This is a genomic window from Calditrichota bacterium, assembly GCA_020637445.1.
Lineage (GTDB): Bacteria > Electryoneota > RPQS01 > RPQS01 > RPQS01 > JABWCQ01.
This window is the reverse complement of sequence record JACJVZ010000002.1, coordinates 677,423-695,264: the sequence shown is the minus strand read 5'-3', so window position 1 is coordinate 695,264 and position 17,842 is coordinate 677,423. Positions and strand designations below refer to the sequence as shown.

Sequence of the window (17,842 nt, the reverse complement as noted above, 5' to 3'; positions counted from 1 at the left end):
TGTGACCTAATAAAAAACAAGCACTTCTAAAAAGTCACAAATGAACCCAAGTATATGAAATTTGAGGACTAAAGTCAACTACCCGGAAGCGATTTCAATTGCAGTCGTGGCCGCAAATAGGTATCTTAGGCCATGAACACATTTCGCCCCCCAATTTGGCTGATCTTGATTTGCCTCCTTTGGCTTGCGGCCATTATTTGGATTGGCCCGTGGGGCGAGTTTCCATTGAATGACGATTGGGCCTATGCCAGACCCGTCCAATCGCTGGTTGAGCACGGCACATTAGACATTCCGCAGGGTTGGCCAGCCATGACGCTTGTCAGCATGATTGCATGGGGCGCCTTGTTTTGCTTGCCGTTCGGATTTTCTTTTGCAGCTCTGCATATTTCGATGATCACGGCGGGCCTCATTGGAATCGTTCTTACGTACGTTTTTATTGAAGAGTTTTCTGGCAACCGGCGAGCCGCGCTGCTTACAGCGGCGGTGGTTGCGGCAAATCCGATCTACCTGAATCTCTCCACGACGTTCATGACGGACGTGTTCTTTTACATGCTGCTGATTTGGGTTTCGATTCTTTCTCTCCGGACCATTCGCACGGGCAGCATGCGAACTTACGTCTGGCTGATGGTCGCTCTTACGATAGCTTTGTACACCCGTCAATTCGCCCTGTTTCTCGCGGTGTCATTTGGCGTCGGCTATTTTCTTTCACGGACCTACTCTAAGCAGACATTTCTGCTGGCGGTCTTCCCGGTTTTTATGTGTGCGGCCGAGCTGCTGCTGCACCAGTACGTCTTTTATCCCTTGTTGGGATTTACGGACTTGCATAGCCCGTGGATGAACAACTTGACGGATCGATTTTTTCAGCCGCTTTCGCTGCAGTATTACCACTATCGAAACGCGATTTTGGCCGCGGTGGGTTATCCCGGGTTGTTCATTCTTGTGCTCTGGAGTCTTGTTCCGGGCCAGGCCTTGAGACTGCCGCTTTGGGGGATCCGTTTATCCAGATGGCTCCCGTTCGCATTCCTGCTCGCACTATTCATTGCTCACTATCCCAGCATGCTGATGCCGTTTATCATTAATGTTTGGGTAGATTTCGGATCAGGCGCACTGAGCCTCCGCGACGGAATCCTTGAAATGGCCAAGATTGCCGAGGCGCCGGCAATCTTGTGGCAGACCTTGACGGTTATGGCCATAGTGTCGGGAATCATGCTAACGGCCCTAAGCCTGAACGGACTTCGAAACATTCTATCGAATTTCTCGCTCCCCTTGCCGTTTCGCTCAGTCCTAATTTTGTTTTCCCTCACCTTTCCTGCGCAGTATCTGGCGGTCATTACGGTCGCGGGTCTGTTTGACCGCTACTATATTCTGCTGATTCCGTTCGCCGCTCTGCTCATCGCGCTTCACGGCGAACACCGTCCGTTACGCCGATGGTATGGCGCCGCCATAGCTCTTTTTCTTACCGCTATGTTTGTGTTCTCCACTCTTTCTACGAGGGATTATCATTCTTGGAACAGCGCACGTTGGTTGGCTCTGGACGATCTTACGAATGAGCTGAAGATTCCCGCGGACCACATTGACGGCGGAGTGGAGTTCAATGCCAGCAGACTTTACACAAGAGATTTCGTACCCAAAAACCCCGATGTCTGGTGGTGGGTACCGGACGACGAATACGTAATCGCTTTTGACAGTCTGGACGGTTACACGACGGTGCGGACATACCCGTTCAAGACAACTCTCCCGTGGGTACGAATCCACGAGCTTCGCGTGCTGCATCGGAACTCCTGAACTCGCGCCAGTCAATCTCAAAGGCAGCTTTCCAATTGTGAAGGCTGCCTTTATTTTGTACTTCTGACGATCATTTTTCTCGAGACCTCTGCCCTCTTGACAAAGCCAATTCTCTTTTTTATATTACCCATTAGTTAATTAACCATATTGTTAATAACAACTCATGCAGGATAAATTAAGTCAAACATTTGCAGCGCTTTCCGACCCTACGCGGCGAGCGATTCTGGCGCGGTTGTCCTCGGGGGAGACTTCTGTTTCCGAGCTGGCCAAGCCCTTTCGGATGTCGGCTCCTGCGATTACCAAGCATCTGAAAGTGCTCGAGCGGGCCGGGCTTATTTCGCGCTCGCGGCACGCGCAGTGGCGGCCCGCCAAATTGGAAGCTCTTCCTCTCAAAGAAGCCTCGGACTGGATTGACCAGTATCGGAAAATGTGGGAAGAAAGATTTGACAGATTGGATCAATACTTGAAACACTTGCAAACACAGCACAAGAAGGGCAGTACCCCAAATGAATAACAACATCACTTTCGCCACTTGTCTTTGGTTCGACACACAGGCCGAAGAAGCCGCGAATTTCTACATCTCAGTTTTTCCCAATTCGCGGATCTTAGACATTTCCCGCTATGACGCGGCCTCGGCAAAAGCATCCGGGAGACCGGAAGGAAGTGTGCTGACGGTGGTGTTTGAATTGAACGGTCAGAAGTTCATGGGGCTGAATGGCGGGCCGATTTTCAAATTCTCGGAAGCTGTTTCCATCATGGTGGAATGCAACGACCAAGAGGAGATTGACTACTACTGGAACACGCTTACGGCCAACGGCGGGCAAGAGAGCGCGTGCGGATGGTTGAAAGACAAGTACGGATTTTCGTGGCAGATTGTGCCAAAGGAATGGGCGAACATCATTAACAATCCGGACAAAGAGAAAGCGGGACGAGCGATGCAGGCGATGCTCACGATGCAAAAACTTGACATTGCCGAACTCAAGCGCGCTTTTGACGGGAAATGAACGAGGTCGCAAAGTACTTGCAGGGGCTTCCCGACGACCAGCGCGAAGCACTCGAAAAACTGCGCAAGACAATTCTTTCTGTGGCTAAAGGAGCCGAAGAGAAGATCTCCTACGGCATGCCGACGGTGGTGTACAAAGGCAATCTTGTTCACTATGCGGCATTCAAGAACCACATGAGCCTTTTTGGAGCGAGCGCTTTCATGACGCAAGAGTTGAAGAACGAATTGGGCGGTTTCAAGACGTCCAAGGGGACGATTCAATTCACGGTCGAAAAACAACTGCCCTCCGCGCTGGTCAAAAAGATCGTCAAAGCACGCATGCGAGAGAACGAAGCACGGGAAATACAGAGACAACATAAGCAGAAACGGGGAACGAAATGAGTACAGCTTTGGACAAAATGCAGGTGCAGGTCAACGACCGTGAGATCGTATTCATACGGACGTTTGACGCGCCGCGACAACTGGTGTGGGACGCTTGGACAAGGAAGGAGCATCTCGAAAAATGGTGGGCACCGCACAACTTCACCAACAAAGATTGCAGCGTCGACCTGAAACCGGGTGGGTCATTCTTGGATACGATGGTCGGGATGGGCAATGAGTATCCGTGCCATTTCATCTACGACGAAATCGTCCCGATTGAGAAGATCGTTTGGACAGACAACGTCATTGATGGAGATTTTTGGGGACCGGAGGGGCCGCCGCCGAGCAGTGTGACCACGATGCTTTTCGAAGATCTCGGCAACAAAACCAAACTGACGATGATCTCGAAATTCGAAACGAACGAAGGCCGCGACAGAATCATCAGTCTGGGATCTTCGCAGGGCTGGGCGGAAATGTTCGAAAAACTGGACGACCTGCTCACCGCAATGTGAAATTAACTTCACACTCGATAAACGGGCGCGCAGCAATGTGCGTCCGTTTTGTTTTCAGTGAACTTGATTGGCGATATTTTTATCGAATGAATAGGCACGCCTCTCTTTGTGAAGGTTTTCACATCGAAAGTTCCTGAATGATTGTGCTACATTGTAGAAACGTTCACTTTAGCGCTAATGACACACAAAAAATGAAAAAAAGTCTGGATAATTCGTGTAGTTGAGTCTCCATTAACTTTGTATTAACTTGCTATGACATCTGGAAAGCAACGCAATTCAGCCGCGCAGAATTATCTGGGCGCAGGAGTTAATGATGGAATCCGACCGTAAATTTGGTGTTTGGTTTTGGGTCGCCGTCTTGCTTACTTTGAGTTTCTCTGACCCGGTTTCCGCCTTGGAATTCGTTCCGTCTGGTACATGGTGCGGAATAAACAACCCCACGCGGGTTGTCTGTGATACAGTGTCGCATCACGTCTTTGTGACGTCCCCGCTGGACGAAAAGATTCTCGTGTTCGACGCTGCCGGAACTGTGATCTCCGAAATTCCAATCAATGGAGTTCCCGGAGCGATTTGTTTGGCCGACCCGGGCAATCTGATTGTCACCGTGGGAAACGCCGTCTATAAGATTGACATGAGCGGCACTGTCTTGACCACATACGGAATGACGGGGGTTACGTTCACGGATCCGCACGACGTGGCTTGGGTTCCGGATGGCCGCGTGTACGTGTCGGATGAAGATGACTTTGTAAAGGTTTTCGACGCTTCGGGTGCGCCGTTATTTGTTTTTGCCGGGCATGGCTATTTTTTCGGCAGACTCGACGAACCCGTCGCCATGGTCTATAATTCTGTTACCGGCGATCTGATTGTAAACGACCAGAACAACTACCGGATTCAATCATATGCTCTGAACGGCGATTCGTTGTTCCGGTTCGGCTCCGAAGGCAACGGCCTGCAAATCGACGGGAAATTTTTCCGGCCGTTCGGAATCGAGATTGACGCGGCAGGAAGAATCTGGCTGCTCGATATGATCACGGACTTGGTTCAAATCTACGATACGGACGGAGCATATCTTAACGCGGCGCGGCTGCAAACGCTTGCCCTGCGCGGCGGAGTCGACATCGCTCTGGACGGCACGACGCTCTATGTGACCTCGCCGTCGACGGGCTGTGTTCATGTCTACACCGTGACCGGCAGTGTGACTCCCACTCCTCCGCTGCCGCTTAATTTGACTATCTTGGCCGATGACGGCGGACTGCACCTTAGTTGGAATCCTCAACTCGGTGCCGGGAGCTACATCGTGCAGCGCAGTACTGACCTTGAGTTTCCCGAAATTTCTGTTGAAGTTATCGGCAATACGATTGACACGAGTTTCACGGACGGCACAGCGGTGAATCTCTACGATCTTTGCTACTACCGTATCATCGTGGAATCCGGTCTCGAAACTCCAGCCTTGTCAACTTTGGAAGTTCGTACGGGCGACGGCCACCTCGACCAAGCCCACGATGATCCGCACGAAGTTTCGGAGGGCATAAGCTGCAACAGTTGTCACACACGCCCACCCGTTATTCCCTCTCCAAAACCCGAGTGGTGGACCAGCGACCACATGTGCAAGAGCTGTCACGTGGAAACCGGCTTTGCGACACCCGTTCAGTCGCACTTGGGCACGGACACCTTGACGTGCAGCATTTGTCACAACCCGCATTTCCATCAGCCGCAGTATGAACGCTATTTCATTCGCAACGGAAACCCCGTGGACGAAAGCGAACACATGCTGTTCAACCATGCGACGGACTTTATTCACGGCGCGCCGAACTTCGACGGCATTTGCGAAATCTGTCATACGCAAACGGACTACTACCGCAGCAACGGGACGGGGCTGGAACACTATCCGGGCAGCAATTGTTTAGACTGCCATTCGCACTGGAACGGTTTTATGCCTGAAGACGGGATAGCGCGCGGAGAACGGGACGGCTGGTAAAGCAATCAAGTTGACACGAGAAAAAATAAAACGGCCTCGACATTTCGTCGAGGCCGTTGCTCATTTTCAAGATCGAGATGCTACTTGAGCAGCACAAGTTTTTGTGTCGCCGCTTGTGTGCCTGCTTCGATTCGTCCAAAATACACACCGGACGGCAGCGCGGACGCATTCCATTCGAACGTGTGTTCGCCCGAAGTTTTTGCACCCAGCGCAAAAGACGCGACTTCCTCGCCCAACGTATTGAACACGCGGAACTCTACGTCGCTTGCAGCCGCCAACTCATAGTGAATAGTCGTCGAGGGGTTGAACGGATTGGGATAAGCCGGATGCAACTCGAAGGAATAGACAAAGACAGGATCAGGCTCGGCCGAAGTTGCATCAAGCTGCACCGAAAGTTTGTGACCGATAGCGGCAGGCACGACATTCGACAATTGCGGATGTGTCTCCGGAGACAGCATTGTACCGTCTTCCAAGTAGATATACACGTCGTATGCGCCGTTTTCGTCGACGGCGAAATAGTTGTTCATGCCGTTCACACCGACCGCGTCTTCACCCAAAACATTGGCACAAAGCGCCGCGTCACCGCCGTGCGGGAAGATTTCAACGCGGCGGTGCCAACCGAATTCCTCGCCGTTCGGACCGATCAAAGTGACTTCCAAACGGTCCGTCCCGTTCGTCGTATTTTCATACAACTGCGGCGGCAAACCGTTCAGCATCAAAATCAAATCCAGATCGCCGTCATTGTCATAGTCGGCAAACCGGGGCAAACCGTCGTCCATCGAATTAAGTCCCCATTGGGGAGCCATGTCCGTGAAATAGACGTCCAATCCAGACACGCTGTCGCAGCGCAAGAATTGATTTTCGCCGTGAAGCATGCCGGTACCTCCGGGGCAGACGACCATAAAATCAAAGTCGCCGTCCAAGTCATAGTCGCCGGCGGCATAATGCGCGCCCCACGGCCAGTCCATGGCTTGAAAATCGGCGTCGGCACCGTGCACTCTTGCCTGCTCGAAATACTCTCCGTTTTGATTCAGATACACGTCATGCGAGCCGTCGCCGGGCATGATCAAGTCAGGATACTTGTCATTGTTGATATCGACGAACATGCTGCCCGCGTCGGTGAGAGTTCCGGCCAAGCCCACGGCGGCAGTGACGTCGACGAACACGCCGTTTCCGTCGTTGCGGTAGAAATAATCACTCCCGCTGATGCGCGGCATGAAGATGTCCATGTCGCCGTCGAGATCGAAGTCACCTAAGGCGAAGTTCGCATTGTCGTGCGTATTCGGAATGCCTGACCCTTGAGTGATGTCCGTGAAGCCTGCGCCTTCGTCATTGTGATAGAGCGCCCAGTAATCGATGAACTGAATCATCAAATCCACCCAACCGTCGCCGTCAAGATCAAGCCAGAAGTAGTCGCGCACACCGTTGTCGACGTCAATGCCAAGTTCGGCGGCGCGGTTTACGAATTGGCCGTCTTCGTTGACCAGAAATTGCAGATCCGTGTGGTACCCGCCCAAGAAGAGATCGATATCTCCGTCGCGGTCAAAGTCCACGGGAACGAGGCTCTGAATGTCGCAGTCGTCCGGAAGACCGACATTGTCCATGAGCGTGAAAGCCCCGCCGTCATTGCGGTAGTATTCCACCGCGCCGTAAAAACGAACAGTTCGAAGAAGATCGAGGTCGCCGTCTCCATCCATGTCCACCCAACGCGGACATCCGGGCGAACCCGCCTCCGTCAGTCCCACTTGTGCGCCAACTTCCACGAAAGGAAATTGCGCCTGCGCACCAATTGTCCAACCCAAAATCAAGCAAAAGCAGGTAATTCCAAGCATCCCACGCATGTTGTACCTCCCCCTTGTCAGGGTTTGATTAGTTTTCCGACACGAAGTCCTGCTCCACCAAGCTATAGCAATATAGCCTCAAATACTCCGGCTCGCAATCCTTTTCAGCTCATCCGCGCAACTTTGTAACCAACTCACTCAACTTGTTGATTTTGCACACTTCCCTGTAGGTTTGCCATGGCGCGGAGGCGCTGAATGCGGTCTTTGGTGGGTGGATGGGTGGAGAAAATCAGCCCTTTGGACATCTCGTCGTTGCGAAGCGGATTGATGATAAACAGATGCACGGTTGCGCGATTGATCCACGGCAGCGGATTGACGAACATCGATTGTTCAATTTTCGCCAGCGCATTGGCAAGGCCCAACGGATTGCGTGTGAGTCGAGCTGACGTCGCATCGGCGAGGTACTCTCGCTTGCGTGAGATCGACGCCTGCATGACCAGCGCTGCAAAGGGAGCCAAAATTGAAAGCACGATTCCGATGATCAGAAATGCTCCGCGCGACGAACCTTTGCTGGCAGATCTTCCCATGCGTCCGCTTCCGTACCACATGCTTCGGCGGTAGCCGTCGGCAATCAAAGCGATCGCTCCGACCATCGTAGACACCAGCAGCATGTAGCGAATATCGAGATTCGCGACGTGTCCCATTTCGTGGCCGATCACGCCTTGCAGTTCTTCGCGGTTGAGTTTCTCCAAGAGCCCGCGCGTTACGCAAACCGCGGCGGTTTCCGGACTCCATCCGGTCGCGAAAGCGTTCAGCGCAAAGGAATCGATGACGTACACACGCGGCATCGGCAAACCCGCGGCGATGCGCATTTCGTCAACGACGTTGAAGAGCATCTGGTCGTTTTCCCAAGTCGCTTCGCGCGCGCCGGTAAAACCTAACACGATGTCGTCACCCAGAAAATACGAGATCAGCATCACGGAAACGGCGACGATGAATCCGACAGGTAATCCTAAATCACCGAACCCGTACGACCGTCCGATCACCCAGCACAAGATCAATAACAAAAGCGGAAGCCCGATGAACAAAGTCATCGACTTCCGCTTGTTAGACCGAATTTCAGCGGCGAAATCGCGACGGTAGTCGCTCACCTCAAGTCAACCTTCACATTCTCTTTCTCTTCTTCGGGCACTTGATAGTATTCTTCCTTCTTGAATCCAAGCGACGCGGCGAAGAGGTTAGCGGGAAACAGTTCCTGCTTGGTGTTATAAGTCATCACGGTGTCGTTGTAATATTGCCGCGCGAATGCTATCTTGTTTTCGGTGGAGGTCAATTCTTCCTGAAGTTTCATCACGTTTTGATTGGCCTTCAGGTCGGGATAGTTCTCGAAAACGGCAAAGAGCTGGCGCAGCGCACCGGTCAAGTGGTTTTCGGCGGCCGACACGTCGGCGGGACCGGTTGCAGAAACGGCGGTGTTGCGGGCTTTGATGACCTTTTCCAGCGTCTCCTGTTCGTAGGACATATAGTCCTTAACGACTTCGACCAAATTGGGGATGAGGTCGTGACGGCGCTTGAGCTGGACGTCAATTTGGGACCATGCGCCTTTGACCTGATTGCGCAGCGTGACCAGACCATTGTAAAGGCCAATGATCCAGATTGCCAACACGACAATCAGGCCGAGAATTACTAAGAAACCCATACGGTTCTCCCGTTAGTTGCGGCAAATCAATCACAAATTTACGTTGCGGCGGGGTCAATTGCAAACGGCCATCGTCATTCGGAACAAAATAGAGTCCGAAACGTGTCATAGATACAGGCAACTCCCTCATTTCTAAGCACATACTTCCCGGAGGAATAAAATGAAGATCTCCATAATCGGCATGGGCAACGTCGGCAAGGCCTTGGGTTTTCGTTGGAACGAGGGCCCGCACGAAGTCATGTACGGAGTGCGCGCCCCCAAGTCTGACAAATTCGTGGTTGATCAGGAACACAAACCCGTTCGCGTCGCAACGATTGCCGAAGCCGTCGAGTGGGGCGAAGTCATCGTGTTGGCGCTGCCCTATGAAGCCGCAATAGAAATGGCCAGCAGTTGTGGTCCGTGTGCACAGAAGGTCATCATCGACGCGACCAATCCGATTGCTCCGGGACTCGCGGGACTTTCCGTATCCGGAAACACGTCGGGCGCCGAAGAATTGCAGAAGCTCCAGCCGCAAGCGCATGTCGTAAAGTGTTTCAATTCGACGGGCTTCAACAACATGTCAAATCCGGTGTACGGCAAGCAGAAATCGGTGATGTTTTACTGCGGGGGCGACGCCGTTGCGAAAGCATCGGTAAGACTCTTGACCGAAGAGTTGGGTTTTGACGCCGTGGACGCCGGGCCGTTGTCGATGGCACGCCACCTTGAGTCGCTGGCGATGCTTTGGATCAAACTGGCCTACGCCGAAGGTCACGGACGCGAATTTGCCTTCGCGATGCTGAGACGGTAACTTGCCAAATGAAAAGGGGTTGTCGACACCTGACTTATCCATTGTTTTTTGATCGTGATTCCCATTGACAACGGACTCGCAAATCCCTATCATAAGGTGTGTGCATCAGCCGGTGCGCAGAGAGATATACAGGGGATGGGAGGAGAACAGTTGAGCCACAAACCTTCTAAATTAGCCGCAATACTTTGTCTTGCGGCCTTTTTTTGCTTCGGCGTGCCGCAATTGTTCGCCGGTGAAAACTGTTTCTGTCTCGCTGACAGCGCATGCACCAATGGCTATTGTTCCGTTTTCCCGACTGCTGATTGCGCGCGCCGAGAAATCACACTCGCGTGCTCAGGTGCCTATGTCCTACGAGTTGAGCTGGACTGCGACGGAGAGTTTTGCGGCGGGTGCCAATCTTGTGCATCACTTTGGAAACTTTCTGGAGACCGCAAGCAGCTTGTCCTTTCTTGCGAAACAAACGGCTGCACCGTCAACGCATGCGAAAACTCATGCAGCGCAATTTTGAGCGCGGACGACAAATACGTTTTGTATGTCTGCAAGCTGCCTTGCCCCGGTGCGGCAAACGACTGTGGAGAGTGCTCAACTACTTGCGAAGCAGTTGCTTGCCTGTATTCTGAAACTACCAGCACGCCATGCACACCATAGCGAGATTACTTTTGGGTTGCGCTCTGGGGCTAATGATCCATCAGGAGCTCGGAACGGCAGAAGTGCTGCACGTTCCTGATGACTTGGGGACAATTCAGGCGGCGTTGGACTCCACTCAAGCCGGAGATACCGTGCTGGTATCCCCCGGAACCTATCACGAGTTCTTGACCGGACCGCTGCACTCTTTTACACTCAGCGGAGTTCACTCGCCGGACAGCGTTGAACCGGAGCTTTGGACGGTGCTCGATCCAATTCCCTTACCGGATGCAGACACGCCCTCAGCATTTCTTGTGACAGAGGACACCGTGCGAGTGAGAAACTTCGTGTTCTTTAACAACCGCGAGATGAGGCAAACCGTTTGGCCGACACGGAGCGGAGGGATTCGCAACGAAGCAGACGTTTTGATAGTCGAACATTGCCGGTTTGATTCAGTTTCGTCAGCCATCGATCAGGGTTACGATATTCGCGTAACAGGGTCCGCGTTTGCAGCATGTCCCCTTCACTGCGTTTGGCCCGCGACCGGAGGCCGAATACAGTTGCGTGATTGTACAATTAGTGGTACTGGCCAGGTACTTGTTCTTGGCTATGACGGCTCATTGGTCGAAAACTGCACGTTCAAACAAAGTCCGCAGGGTCATTTCATGGGACTATTCGGAGAAGCACTTCGTGTTACCGATTGCCGCTTTGACTCTTGTTCGAACAGCCTCTCATTGTTTTATCTCTGGCCGTTGCGGGGATCTGAAATCACTCGCTGTACCTTTACGAGAATAAACAACGTACAGCCGATCCTTGAAATTAGTGTTGCTTGTGAGGTGCAAGGCGAGACTCCGATTGTCATATCGGAATGTACTTTTGATGATTATTTCATAACACCTCCGCGATCAGGAATAGTCGCGCTGCAATTGAGGTGTTTGCAGGGAGAAGGAATTGCTGGAGAAGTTTCAAGCTGTTGCTTTCGAAATGGAGACGCACCGACATTGCCCGGCACAGCGATGAGTATTTCAGGTTCGGCATTTGTGCGAAACAGCATTTTTGAGAATCTAACTCCTACCAACCAACCGGATGTCTACGTTTCCAACAGCGGTACAACCGGAGGCTTGGTCGCTCGCAACAATCAATTTTTGCCGCCGGGATTGGCGGCGGCGACGAGCGGCGGAATGTTTGACGCACGCGAAAACTGGTGGGGTGATTCCACCGGGCCGTACAGTCCCACCTTCAATCCAAACGGACAAGGCACAGAAGTAGGCAACGGCGTGGAGTTTGTTCCGTGGCTGACTGCGCCGCCGGATTCACTGCCCGACACGACCGGAACAGTTGCGAACAAACAGATGGAGTTGCCCAATCAATTTTCACTCTCGGCTTTCCCCAATCCGTTCAATCCCACAACGACAATCACGTTTTCACTTAGTGAATCAGGAATCGTGAAACTTGATTTGTTCGATCTTCTGGGAAGAAATGTGGCGAGGCTGAACGATGGGGTATTGACTGCAGGGCAGCACGAATTTCGTTTCGACGGCAGAAATATTGCCAGTGGAGTCTATTTAGCGAGACTGTCGTCAACGCGCGCTTCGCAGACCGTTAAACTGCTCCTGCTGAAATAGACCCAACGGCGTTCTTAACAAAATCACTTTTGATCTGCTAAACTCTTGACAAGATGTTTCCGAAGCCGTACATTGAAGGCGGTGCACCCAACAAGGCGGTGCACCGAGAAAGTCGGTGCATCACGGGGAAACATAAGAGTTTGGAGGATCGCCATGAAGCATGCACCTTCCGCTACAACCGCAATTATCACATTTGCGGTTTTTTTATGTCTCGGAATGACCACGCAACTTTGGGCTTGCTCGGACTGTATCTGCCTCACGGACAGCACATGCTCAAACGACATGTGTGGAAGTAATCCGACTGCAAATTGTTCACGGCTTGAATTCTCACCCGCCTGTGATGGGGTGTACACGTTTCACGTATCAACCAATTGCGCAGGGGACTACTGCGGCGGTTGCCAATCTTGTGCTTCTGTTTGGAAACTGGCCGGTGGGAACGAATACTTTCTGACTTCTTGCGAAACCAACAACTGCAACATTGGGGGATGCAGCCAAGATTGTCAGATCGAGTTGGATTCATCCACAACCTGCGTCCTCTACGTTTGCAAAGTATATTGCCCGGGTGCAGCCGGAGATTGCGGCGAATGCAAACAGTCTTGCGGCGCAATCGCTTGTTTGTCATACGGAATAGTGAGCACAAATTGTACGCCGTAACGAGATTACTTTTGGGTTGCGCTCTGGGGCTAATGATCCATCAGAAGCTCGGAACGGCAGAAGTGCTGCACGTTCCGAATGACTTGGGGACAATTCAGGCGGCGTTGGACTCCACTCAAGCCGGAGATACCGTGCTGGTATCCCCCGGAACCTATCACGAGTTCTTGACCGGACCGCCGCACTCTTTCACACTCAGCGGAGTTCACTCGCCGGACAGCGTTGAACCGGAGCTTTGGACGGTACTCGATCCAATTCCCTTGCCGGATGCAGACACGCCCTCGGCATTTCTTATAACTGAGGACACCGTTTGGGTTAAGAACTTCGTGTTCTTTAATCGTGCCGAAATGCGGGAAACAGGAACAACTCATCGAAGCGGGGGAATCCGCAATGAGGCGGATGTCTTGGTGATCGATAGGTGCCGTTTTGATTCAGTGTCGGCAGCCATTGACCACGGATACGATATTCGAGTTACCAGTACAATATTCCAAGGCAACTTGGGCCATTGCATCTGGCCCAGACCTCAGGGCAGACTTAATCTTCAGGATTGTTCATTTGAATGTACGAGCCAAGTTGGAGTACTTGCATATGATAGGTCTACCATTGTAAACTGCAAGTTCGGCCGCAATCCGACCGGTCACCGTCTTGGGCTTTATGGAGAATCGCTGTTGCTGGCCGACTGCGTCTTCGATTCTTGCACAGAGACACTTTCGCCCGTGTACATGTGGGCTTTGGAAGGGTCTGTAATTCGCGGCTGTCTGTTTACCGGAATTCGCGGACCCGCGGCTTTGCTTGAGGTCAATGGTAGATGTGAAGACAATGGACTTGCACCGCTGACGATTCGAGAGTGTGTGTTTGAAAACTACTCCATGAACGAAACGCAGATTGGCGTGACGGCTGTTTCAATCACATGTCAAGAAGGTGACGGAATAGCCGGTCGTATTATGGAATGTGATTTCCGCAACGGAGCTTTGCAAAACAGCTCTGGAATCGGCATATTTGCCTCTTCTATGGTATTGCTGGAGAGAAATACGTTTCAAAACCTGCTCCCCGCAGATCGTGCTGATGTCTATGTCACTGACCTTATTGCTGAGGCAAGTGCGCAGTCTCGCAACAATCAATTTTTGCCGCCGGGATTGGCGGCGGCGACGAGCGGCGGAATGTTTGACGCTCGCGAAAACTGGTGGGGCGATTCCACCGGGCCGTACAGTCCCACTTTCAATCCAAACGGACAGGGAACAGAAGTGGGCAACGGCGTGGAGTTTGTTCCGTGGCTGACTGCGCCGCCGGATTCACTGCCCGACACGACCGGAACAGCCGCGAACGAACAATTTGAGTTGCCCAATCAATTTTCACTCTCGGCTTTCCCCAATCCGTTCAATCCCACAACGACAATCTCGTTCACGCTCAGTCAAACCGCGCGCGCACGCGTGGAAGTCTTTGACTTGTTGGGCCGCAAAGTTGCAACGCTGACAGACGATAATTTCAAGGCCGGACGACACAGCCTTCAATTCGACGGCGGCAAATATTCAAGCGGAGTCTACGTCGCGCGGATTGCGACTCCGACTGATTCGAGAACGGTCAAACTGCTCTTGATGAAATAGTTTTCTGTTTCTCCAACAAGAAAACGCCCGCTCATCCGAGCGGGCGTTTCGTATTCGCAGCTTGCGCGAAATTACTTCGTCAAATTTTCCGGGTTCATCTTCAGGAAGGCTTCGTGCACGAAGATTCCGTCCTTGCGGATGAGCTGTCCGTCCATCCAGATTTCGCCGCCGCCGTATTCGGGACGCTGAATGCAGACGAGGTCCCAGTGAATCTGGCTGCGGTTGCCGTTGTCGGCGTCGTTTTCGTAGGCCTGACCCGGCGTGAAGTGGAACGATCCGGCGATCTTTTCGTCGAACAGGATGTCATCCATCGGATGCAGCACATACGGATGGAATCCGAGCGCAAATTCGCCAATGTAGCGTGCGCCTTCATCCGAATCGAAAATGGCGTTGATGCGCTTCGTGTCGTTGGCCGTGGCGTTGACGACTTTTCCGTCCTTGAATTCCAAGACCACATTTTCAAACGTGAAACCGCGGTAAGTCGACGGCGAGTTGTAGCTGACCTTGCCGTTGACGGACGTACGCACGGGTGCAGAGAAGATTTCCAGATCGGGGATATTCATTTCGCCGCCGCACGGTTTCCACGGAATTCCTTTGACGGAGAATTGCAGATCCGTCCCCGGGCCTTTGATGTGGACTTTGTCGGTTTTCTCCAAGAATGCCTTGGCCGGAACCATCGCTTCGTTGGCCTTTTTCCAATCCACTTCGGTGCAAACGCGGTAGAAGAAGTCTTCGAACGCTTCGTGGCTCATTTTGGCCATCTGCGCCATCTGCGGCGACGGGTATCTCAGAACCACCCAACGCGTGTTTTCGACACGCTGCTTCAGATGCACGGGTTTCAGCCAGTTCTTCTCCCACAGCGACATCTTGTCGCCGGGAATGTCACTGATCTCTTTCGAATTGAAAATTCCGCGTACAGCGATGTAGCAGTCCATCTGCTTCATGCGGTAAAGTTCGGCGTCGGCATTGAGCTTGAAAGTTTCTTCATTGCCGAGCATAATCAGTTTCCTATTGACCGCCTGATGCTTGTATTCCAGCACGGGCATTCCACCCGCGGCGTAAATCTCCTCTACGAGCGCGGAGACAAGTTCATGCGGTACGTCGTTGCACTCGACGAGGACTTTGTCGCCGGGCTTGACTTTGGTGCTGTGTTTGATGAGCACTTCCGCGAGTTTCTTGTGACGAGGATCAAACATGATAGCCTTTCAGAGTTTCGTCGTTATTCCCCAGAAATAATTAGGTAAACTTAGCGAATTCCCGCCAGTAATTCAACTGAAAATATTTAGACAATTCGCTCGCAAATCCGCTTGCAACCCTCCTCAAAAACTCGTAAATTTTCGAGCTTTAAGGAAAGAATAAGATGACCACTAACAGACACTTAGAACAGGACTTGACCAGTCCTCTTGCACATCCGGGTCACACCGTGAACCGGAAGTGGTGGGATGAAGTGACTCCCGTTCACGCCGCCAGCAAGTTTTATGACGTCGAAGGGTTCCTGAACGGCAAGTCGGCTCTCGACCGATTGGAGCTGGATTGGCTCGGGAATGTTGCGGGCAAGAGGGTATTGCACCTGCAATGTCATTTCGGACAGTCCACGATTGAGATTGCCCGCCGCGGTGCCGCCGAGGTCGTAGGCGTGGATTTTTCACCCGTAGCCATCCGGACAGCGAAAGAACTTTCACAGAAGACGGGCGTCGCAGACCGCGTGCGGTTCATCGAAACCGACGTTTTGAAGCTCGACGAGATCCTCAATGAGAAATTCGACGTAATCTTCACGAGTTACGGCGTGATCACGTGGTTATCGAATCTCTATCGTTGGGGCGAAGTGATCAAAAAACTTCTCGTTCCGAACGGACGGTTTGTGATTGTTGAAATTCATCCAACGATGATGATGTTCGAGTGGATAGACGGAAAAATCGAGCGCAAGTTCGGCTACTTTCATTGCGAGAATGGAATTGAATTGCCTCCGTCGCCGGACTATGCCGACAATTCGTACACGTCCGAGCTTTCGACCCTCGAATGGCAATGGACGCTGGCGGACGTATTTCGTTCGCTGACTCGCGTGGGACTTACGGTGAAACAGTTTGAAGAATATCCGACGTGCTGTTTCAAACCGTTCGCGAACATGGTCGAATGCGGGCAAGATATGTACCGTCTGCCTGACGGTGAATTGGAGATTCCGCTGATCTTTGCGATGGAAGCGATTCTTGAAGGATAAGGGATTAAGGATGAAACACTCAGGGCTCATACCTCTTACCTCATAACTCTTACCTTTCTGACTTCATATTTCATACTTCATACTTCATATTTTCAGAAGCACGTGCTCCCTCATCTTCTCGTAGCGCTGCAAGGCGGCGGCGCCTATGGATCATATCAAGCCGGAATGCTCGAAGAGTACTTCGCAACAAGTGGGCAGCCGTATGACGGAGGCTATGGAGTCTCGGTTGGTGCGCTGAATGTTGCGCAGCTTTTTGGCACGGAGAGCGGCACCTACGACGCCGCAATTCGTCAGCAGCCTGAAAATGCCAAGCAACTCGCCGAGCTTTGGCGAACGGAAATATCCAGCGACAGCTCAGTATACATTCCGCATCGCTCGACGGGAGTGCTGACCGAAGGCGCACGCAGATTGCTTGGCAAGAGTATTTTCGGCGACATGGCCGTGGCCACGCTGCGTAAGCAACCCGCAGTCTATGACACAATGCCGCTGCGAAAACTGCTCGAAAAGAATCTCGCGGGCAAGAAGTGGCCGCGCGCCGTCGAAGTAGGTACGGTGAATTTGGAATCGGGACGCTTCCTTGAAGTTCCGTTGCACAAGCCTCTTGCCGGGCTGAGTGCTATTGACGCCGTCATGGCCTCGGCCGCGATTCCGATTGTGTTTCCGCCCATTCACGGCTTTGTTGACGGCGGAGTGACGGACGTTACTCCCTTGCGCTCGCTGTTTCAGCATTTCCGCGAAGTGCGCGAAGAACGCGCCGCGCGCAACCAGCCCGTGCAATCACAGGAGCTGCACGTCCTGCGCGCGTCGTCGTTTCCCTTGGTGCATCAAGGGCCCTTTGATCGCGTGACGAAAGTCCTCGAACGCACGCTGGAGATTTTCGTTGACAACACAGATCGCGAAGATTTCGAACGCGTCGCGTTTATCAATGAACTCGCGGGTAAGATGCATTGTACGCAGATTTCGGACGACACGCATGTCAAAAACGAGTTTATCGCGTGGCATCAGAAATACGCGGTGATTGACGTGTTTGTCGTAGGCCCGTCGAAAAGTGAAATGGGAAAGTTTTCCGACTCCGCGCGCAGTTTCACCAAGTCGGCCGTTCGCGAAGGCATCAAACTTGGCCGCAGACGCATGGCCGATTTTCTGAAACACAAAGAAGACTATTTGCTCGAAGTCGTTCTCTTTCAAGACGACGTCCCGGAATTGCCGAGATAA

16 protein-coding genes are annotated in these 17,842 nt (G+C 52.4%); 12 read left to right on the top strand and 4 right to left on the bottom strand.

Going from position 1 to position 17,842, the window contains the following annotated elements; translation table 11 throughout:
- The first annotated feature begins 132 nt into the window (after window positions 1–132).
- The 6 genes from H6507_10815 (at window position 133) to H6507_10790 (ending at window position 5,638) form a co-directional block, all read left to right on the top strand.
- Window positions 133–1,785, top strand: coding sequence for a glycosyltransferase family 39 protein (locus H6507_10815; GenBank protein MCB9369590.1), 1,653 nt, complete (start codon window positions 133–135; stop codon window positions 1,783–1,785).
- 163 nt (window positions 1,786–1,948) lie between these two features.
- A complete protein-coding gene (locus tag H6507_10810; protein MCB9369589.1) occupies window positions 1,949–2,299 on the top strand; it encodes a winged helix-turn-helix transcriptional regulator in 351 nt (116 codons plus the stop codon).
- Window positions 2,292–2,789 (top strand): VOC family protein, encoded by a 498-nt coding sequence (locus H6507_10805; protein MCB9369588.1) that lies wholly within the window; start codon window positions 2,292–2,294, stop codon window positions 2,787–2,789. The genes H6507_10810 and H6507_10805 overlap by 8 nt, the downstream gene beginning before the upstream one ends.
- The gene (locus H6507_10800; protein MCB9369587.1) at window positions 2,786–3,169 is read left to right on the top strand and encodes a DUF1801 domain-containing protein; all 384 of its coding nucleotides are present in this window, start codon (window positions 2,786–2,788) and stop codon (window positions 3,167–3,169) included. Before H6507_10805 ends, H6507_10800 begins: the two co-directional genes overlap by 4 nt.
- Complete coding sequence (locus H6507_10795; GenBank protein MCB9369586.1) at window positions 3,166–3,660, top strand: SRPBCC domain-containing protein; 495 nt, start codon at window positions 3,166–3,168, stop codon at window positions 3,658–3,660. The genes H6507_10800 and H6507_10795 overlap by 4 nt, the downstream gene beginning before the upstream one ends.
- 313 nt (window positions 3,661–3,973) lie before the next feature.
- A complete protein-coding gene (locus H6507_10790) occupies window positions 3,974–5,638 on the top strand; it encodes an SMP-30/gluconolactonase/LRE family protein (protein MCB9369585.1) in 1,665 nt (554 codons plus the stop codon).
- Between the two features lie 80 nt (window positions 5,639–5,718).
- On the opposite strand, the gene H6507_10785 is transcribed toward H6507_10790, so the two are convergent.
- From H6507_10785 to H6507_10775, 3 genes are all read right to left on the bottom strand, one after another.
- The gene (locus H6507_10785) at window positions 5,719–7,479 is read right to left on the bottom strand and encodes a T9SS type A sorting domain-containing protein (protein ID MCB9369584.1); all 1,761 of its coding nucleotides are present in this window, start codon (window positions 7,477–7,479) and stop codon (window positions 5,719–5,721) included.
- Window positions 7,480–7,613: 134 nt separating this feature from the next.
- Window positions 7,614–8,570: a M48 family metallopeptidase gene (locus H6507_10780; GenBank protein ID MCB9369583.1), complete on the bottom strand. Its 957-nt coding sequence runs from the start codon at window positions 8,568–8,570 to the stop codon at window positions 7,614–7,616.
- The gene (locus H6507_10775) at window positions 8,567–9,118 is read right to left on the bottom strand and encodes a LemA family protein (protein ID MCB9369582.1); all 552 of its coding nucleotides are present in this window, start codon (window positions 9,116–9,118) and stop codon (window positions 8,567–8,569) included. Before H6507_10775 ends, H6507_10780 begins: the two co-directional genes overlap by 4 nt.
- A gap of 160 nt (window positions 9,119–9,278) precedes the next feature.
- Here H6507_10775 and H6507_10770 point away from each other — a divergent pair, with 160 nt between their 5' ends.
- The 4 genes from H6507_10770 (at window position 9,279) to H6507_10755 (ending at window position 14,409) form a co-directional block, all read left to right on the top strand.
- Complete coding sequence (locus H6507_10770; protein ID MCB9369581.1) at window positions 9,279–9,905, top strand: NADPH-dependent F420 reductase; 627 nt, start codon at window positions 9,279–9,281, stop codon at window positions 9,903–9,905.
- A gap of 271 nt (window positions 9,906–10,176) precedes the next feature.
- Window positions 10,177–10,413: a hypothetical protein gene (locus H6507_10765; protein ID MCB9369580.1), complete on the top strand. Its 237-nt coding sequence runs from the start codon at window positions 10,177–10,179 to the stop codon at window positions 10,411–10,413.
- Window positions 10,414–10,540: 127 nt separating this feature from the next.
- Complete coding sequence (locus H6507_10760) at window positions 10,541–12,154, top strand: T9SS type A sorting domain-containing protein (protein MCB9369579.1); 1,614 nt, start codon at window positions 10,541–10,543, stop codon at window positions 12,152–12,154.
- Between the two features lie 686 nt (window positions 12,155–12,840).
- Complete coding sequence (locus H6507_10755; protein ID MCB9369578.1) at window positions 12,841–14,409, top strand: T9SS type A sorting domain-containing protein; 1,569 nt, start codon at window positions 12,841–12,843, stop codon at window positions 14,407–14,409.
- Window positions 14,410–14,480: 71 nt separating this feature from the next.
- On the opposite strand, the gene H6507_10750 is transcribed toward H6507_10755, so the two are convergent.
- Window positions 14,481–15,605: an aminopeptidase gene (locus H6507_10750; protein ID MCB9369577.1), complete on the bottom strand. Its 1,125-nt coding sequence runs from the start codon at window positions 15,603–15,605 to the stop codon at window positions 14,481–14,483.
- A gap of 164 nt (window positions 15,606–15,769) precedes the next feature.
- Here H6507_10750 and H6507_10745 point away from each other — a divergent pair, with 164 nt between their 5' ends.
- Window positions 15,770–16,627 carry a class I SAM-dependent methyltransferase gene (locus H6507_10745; GenBank protein MCB9369576.1) on the top strand — a complete coding sequence of 286 codons (858 nt, stop codon included), beginning with the start codon at window positions 15,770–15,772 and terminating at the stop codon, window positions 16,625–16,627.
- Window positions 16,628–16,729: 102 nt separating this feature from the next.
- Window positions 16,730–17,842: a patatin-like phospholipase family protein gene (locus tag H6507_10740; protein ID MCB9369575.1), complete on the top strand. Its 1,113-nt coding sequence runs from the start codon at window positions 16,730–16,732 to the stop codon at window positions 17,840–17,842.

Coding starts and splice junctions, on each gene's coding strand:
- H6507_10815 (MCB9369590.1), top strand. CDS start 133: ATGAACACATTTCGCCCCCCAATTTGGCTGATCTTGATTTGCCTCCTT.
- H6507_10810 (MCB9369589.1), top strand. CDS start 1,949: ATGCAGGATAAATTAAGTCAAACATTTGCAGCGCTTTCCGACCCTACG.
- H6507_10805 (MCB9369588.1), top strand. CDS start 2,292: ATGAATAACAACATCACTTTCGCCACTTGTCTTTGGTTCGACACACAG.
- H6507_10800 (MCB9369587.1), top strand. CDS start 2,786: ATGAACGAGGTCGCAAAGTACTTGCAGGGGCTTCCCGACGACCAGCGC.
- H6507_10795 (MCB9369586.1), top strand. CDS start 3,166: ATGAGTACAGCTTTGGACAAAATGCAGGTGCAGGTCAACGACCGTGAG.
- H6507_10790 (MCB9369585.1), top strand. CDS start 3,974: ATGGAATCCGACCGTAAATTTGGTGTTTGGTTTTGGGTCGCCGTCTTG.
- H6507_10785 (MCB9369584.1), bottom strand. CDS start 7,479: ATGCGTGGGATGCTTGGAATTACCTGCTTTTGCTTGATTTTGGGTTGG.
- H6507_10775 (MCB9369582.1), bottom strand. CDS start 9,118: ATGGGTTTCTTAGTAATTCTCGGCCTGATTGTCGTGTTGGCAATCTGG.
- H6507_10770 (MCB9369581.1), top strand. CDS start 9,279: ATGAAGATCTCCATAATCGGCATGGGCAACGTCGGCAAGGCCTTGGGT.
- H6507_10765 (MCB9369580.1), top strand. CDS start 10,177: ATGGCTATTGTTCCGTTTTCCCGACTGCTGATTGCGCGCGCCGAGAAA.
- H6507_10760 (MCB9369579.1), top strand. CDS start 10,541: ATGCACACCATAGCGAGATTACTTTTGGGTTGCGCTCTGGGGCTAATG.
- H6507_10755 (MCB9369578.1), top strand. CDS start 12,841: ATGATCCATCAGAAGCTCGGAACGGCAGAAGTGCTGCACGTTCCGAAT.
- H6507_10750 (MCB9369577.1), bottom strand. CDS start 15,605: ATGTTTGATCCTCGTCACAAGAAACTCGCGGAAGTGCTCATCAAACAC.
- H6507_10745 (MCB9369576.1), top strand. CDS start 15,770: ATGACCACTAACAGACACTTAGAACAGGACTTGACCAGTCCTCTTGCA.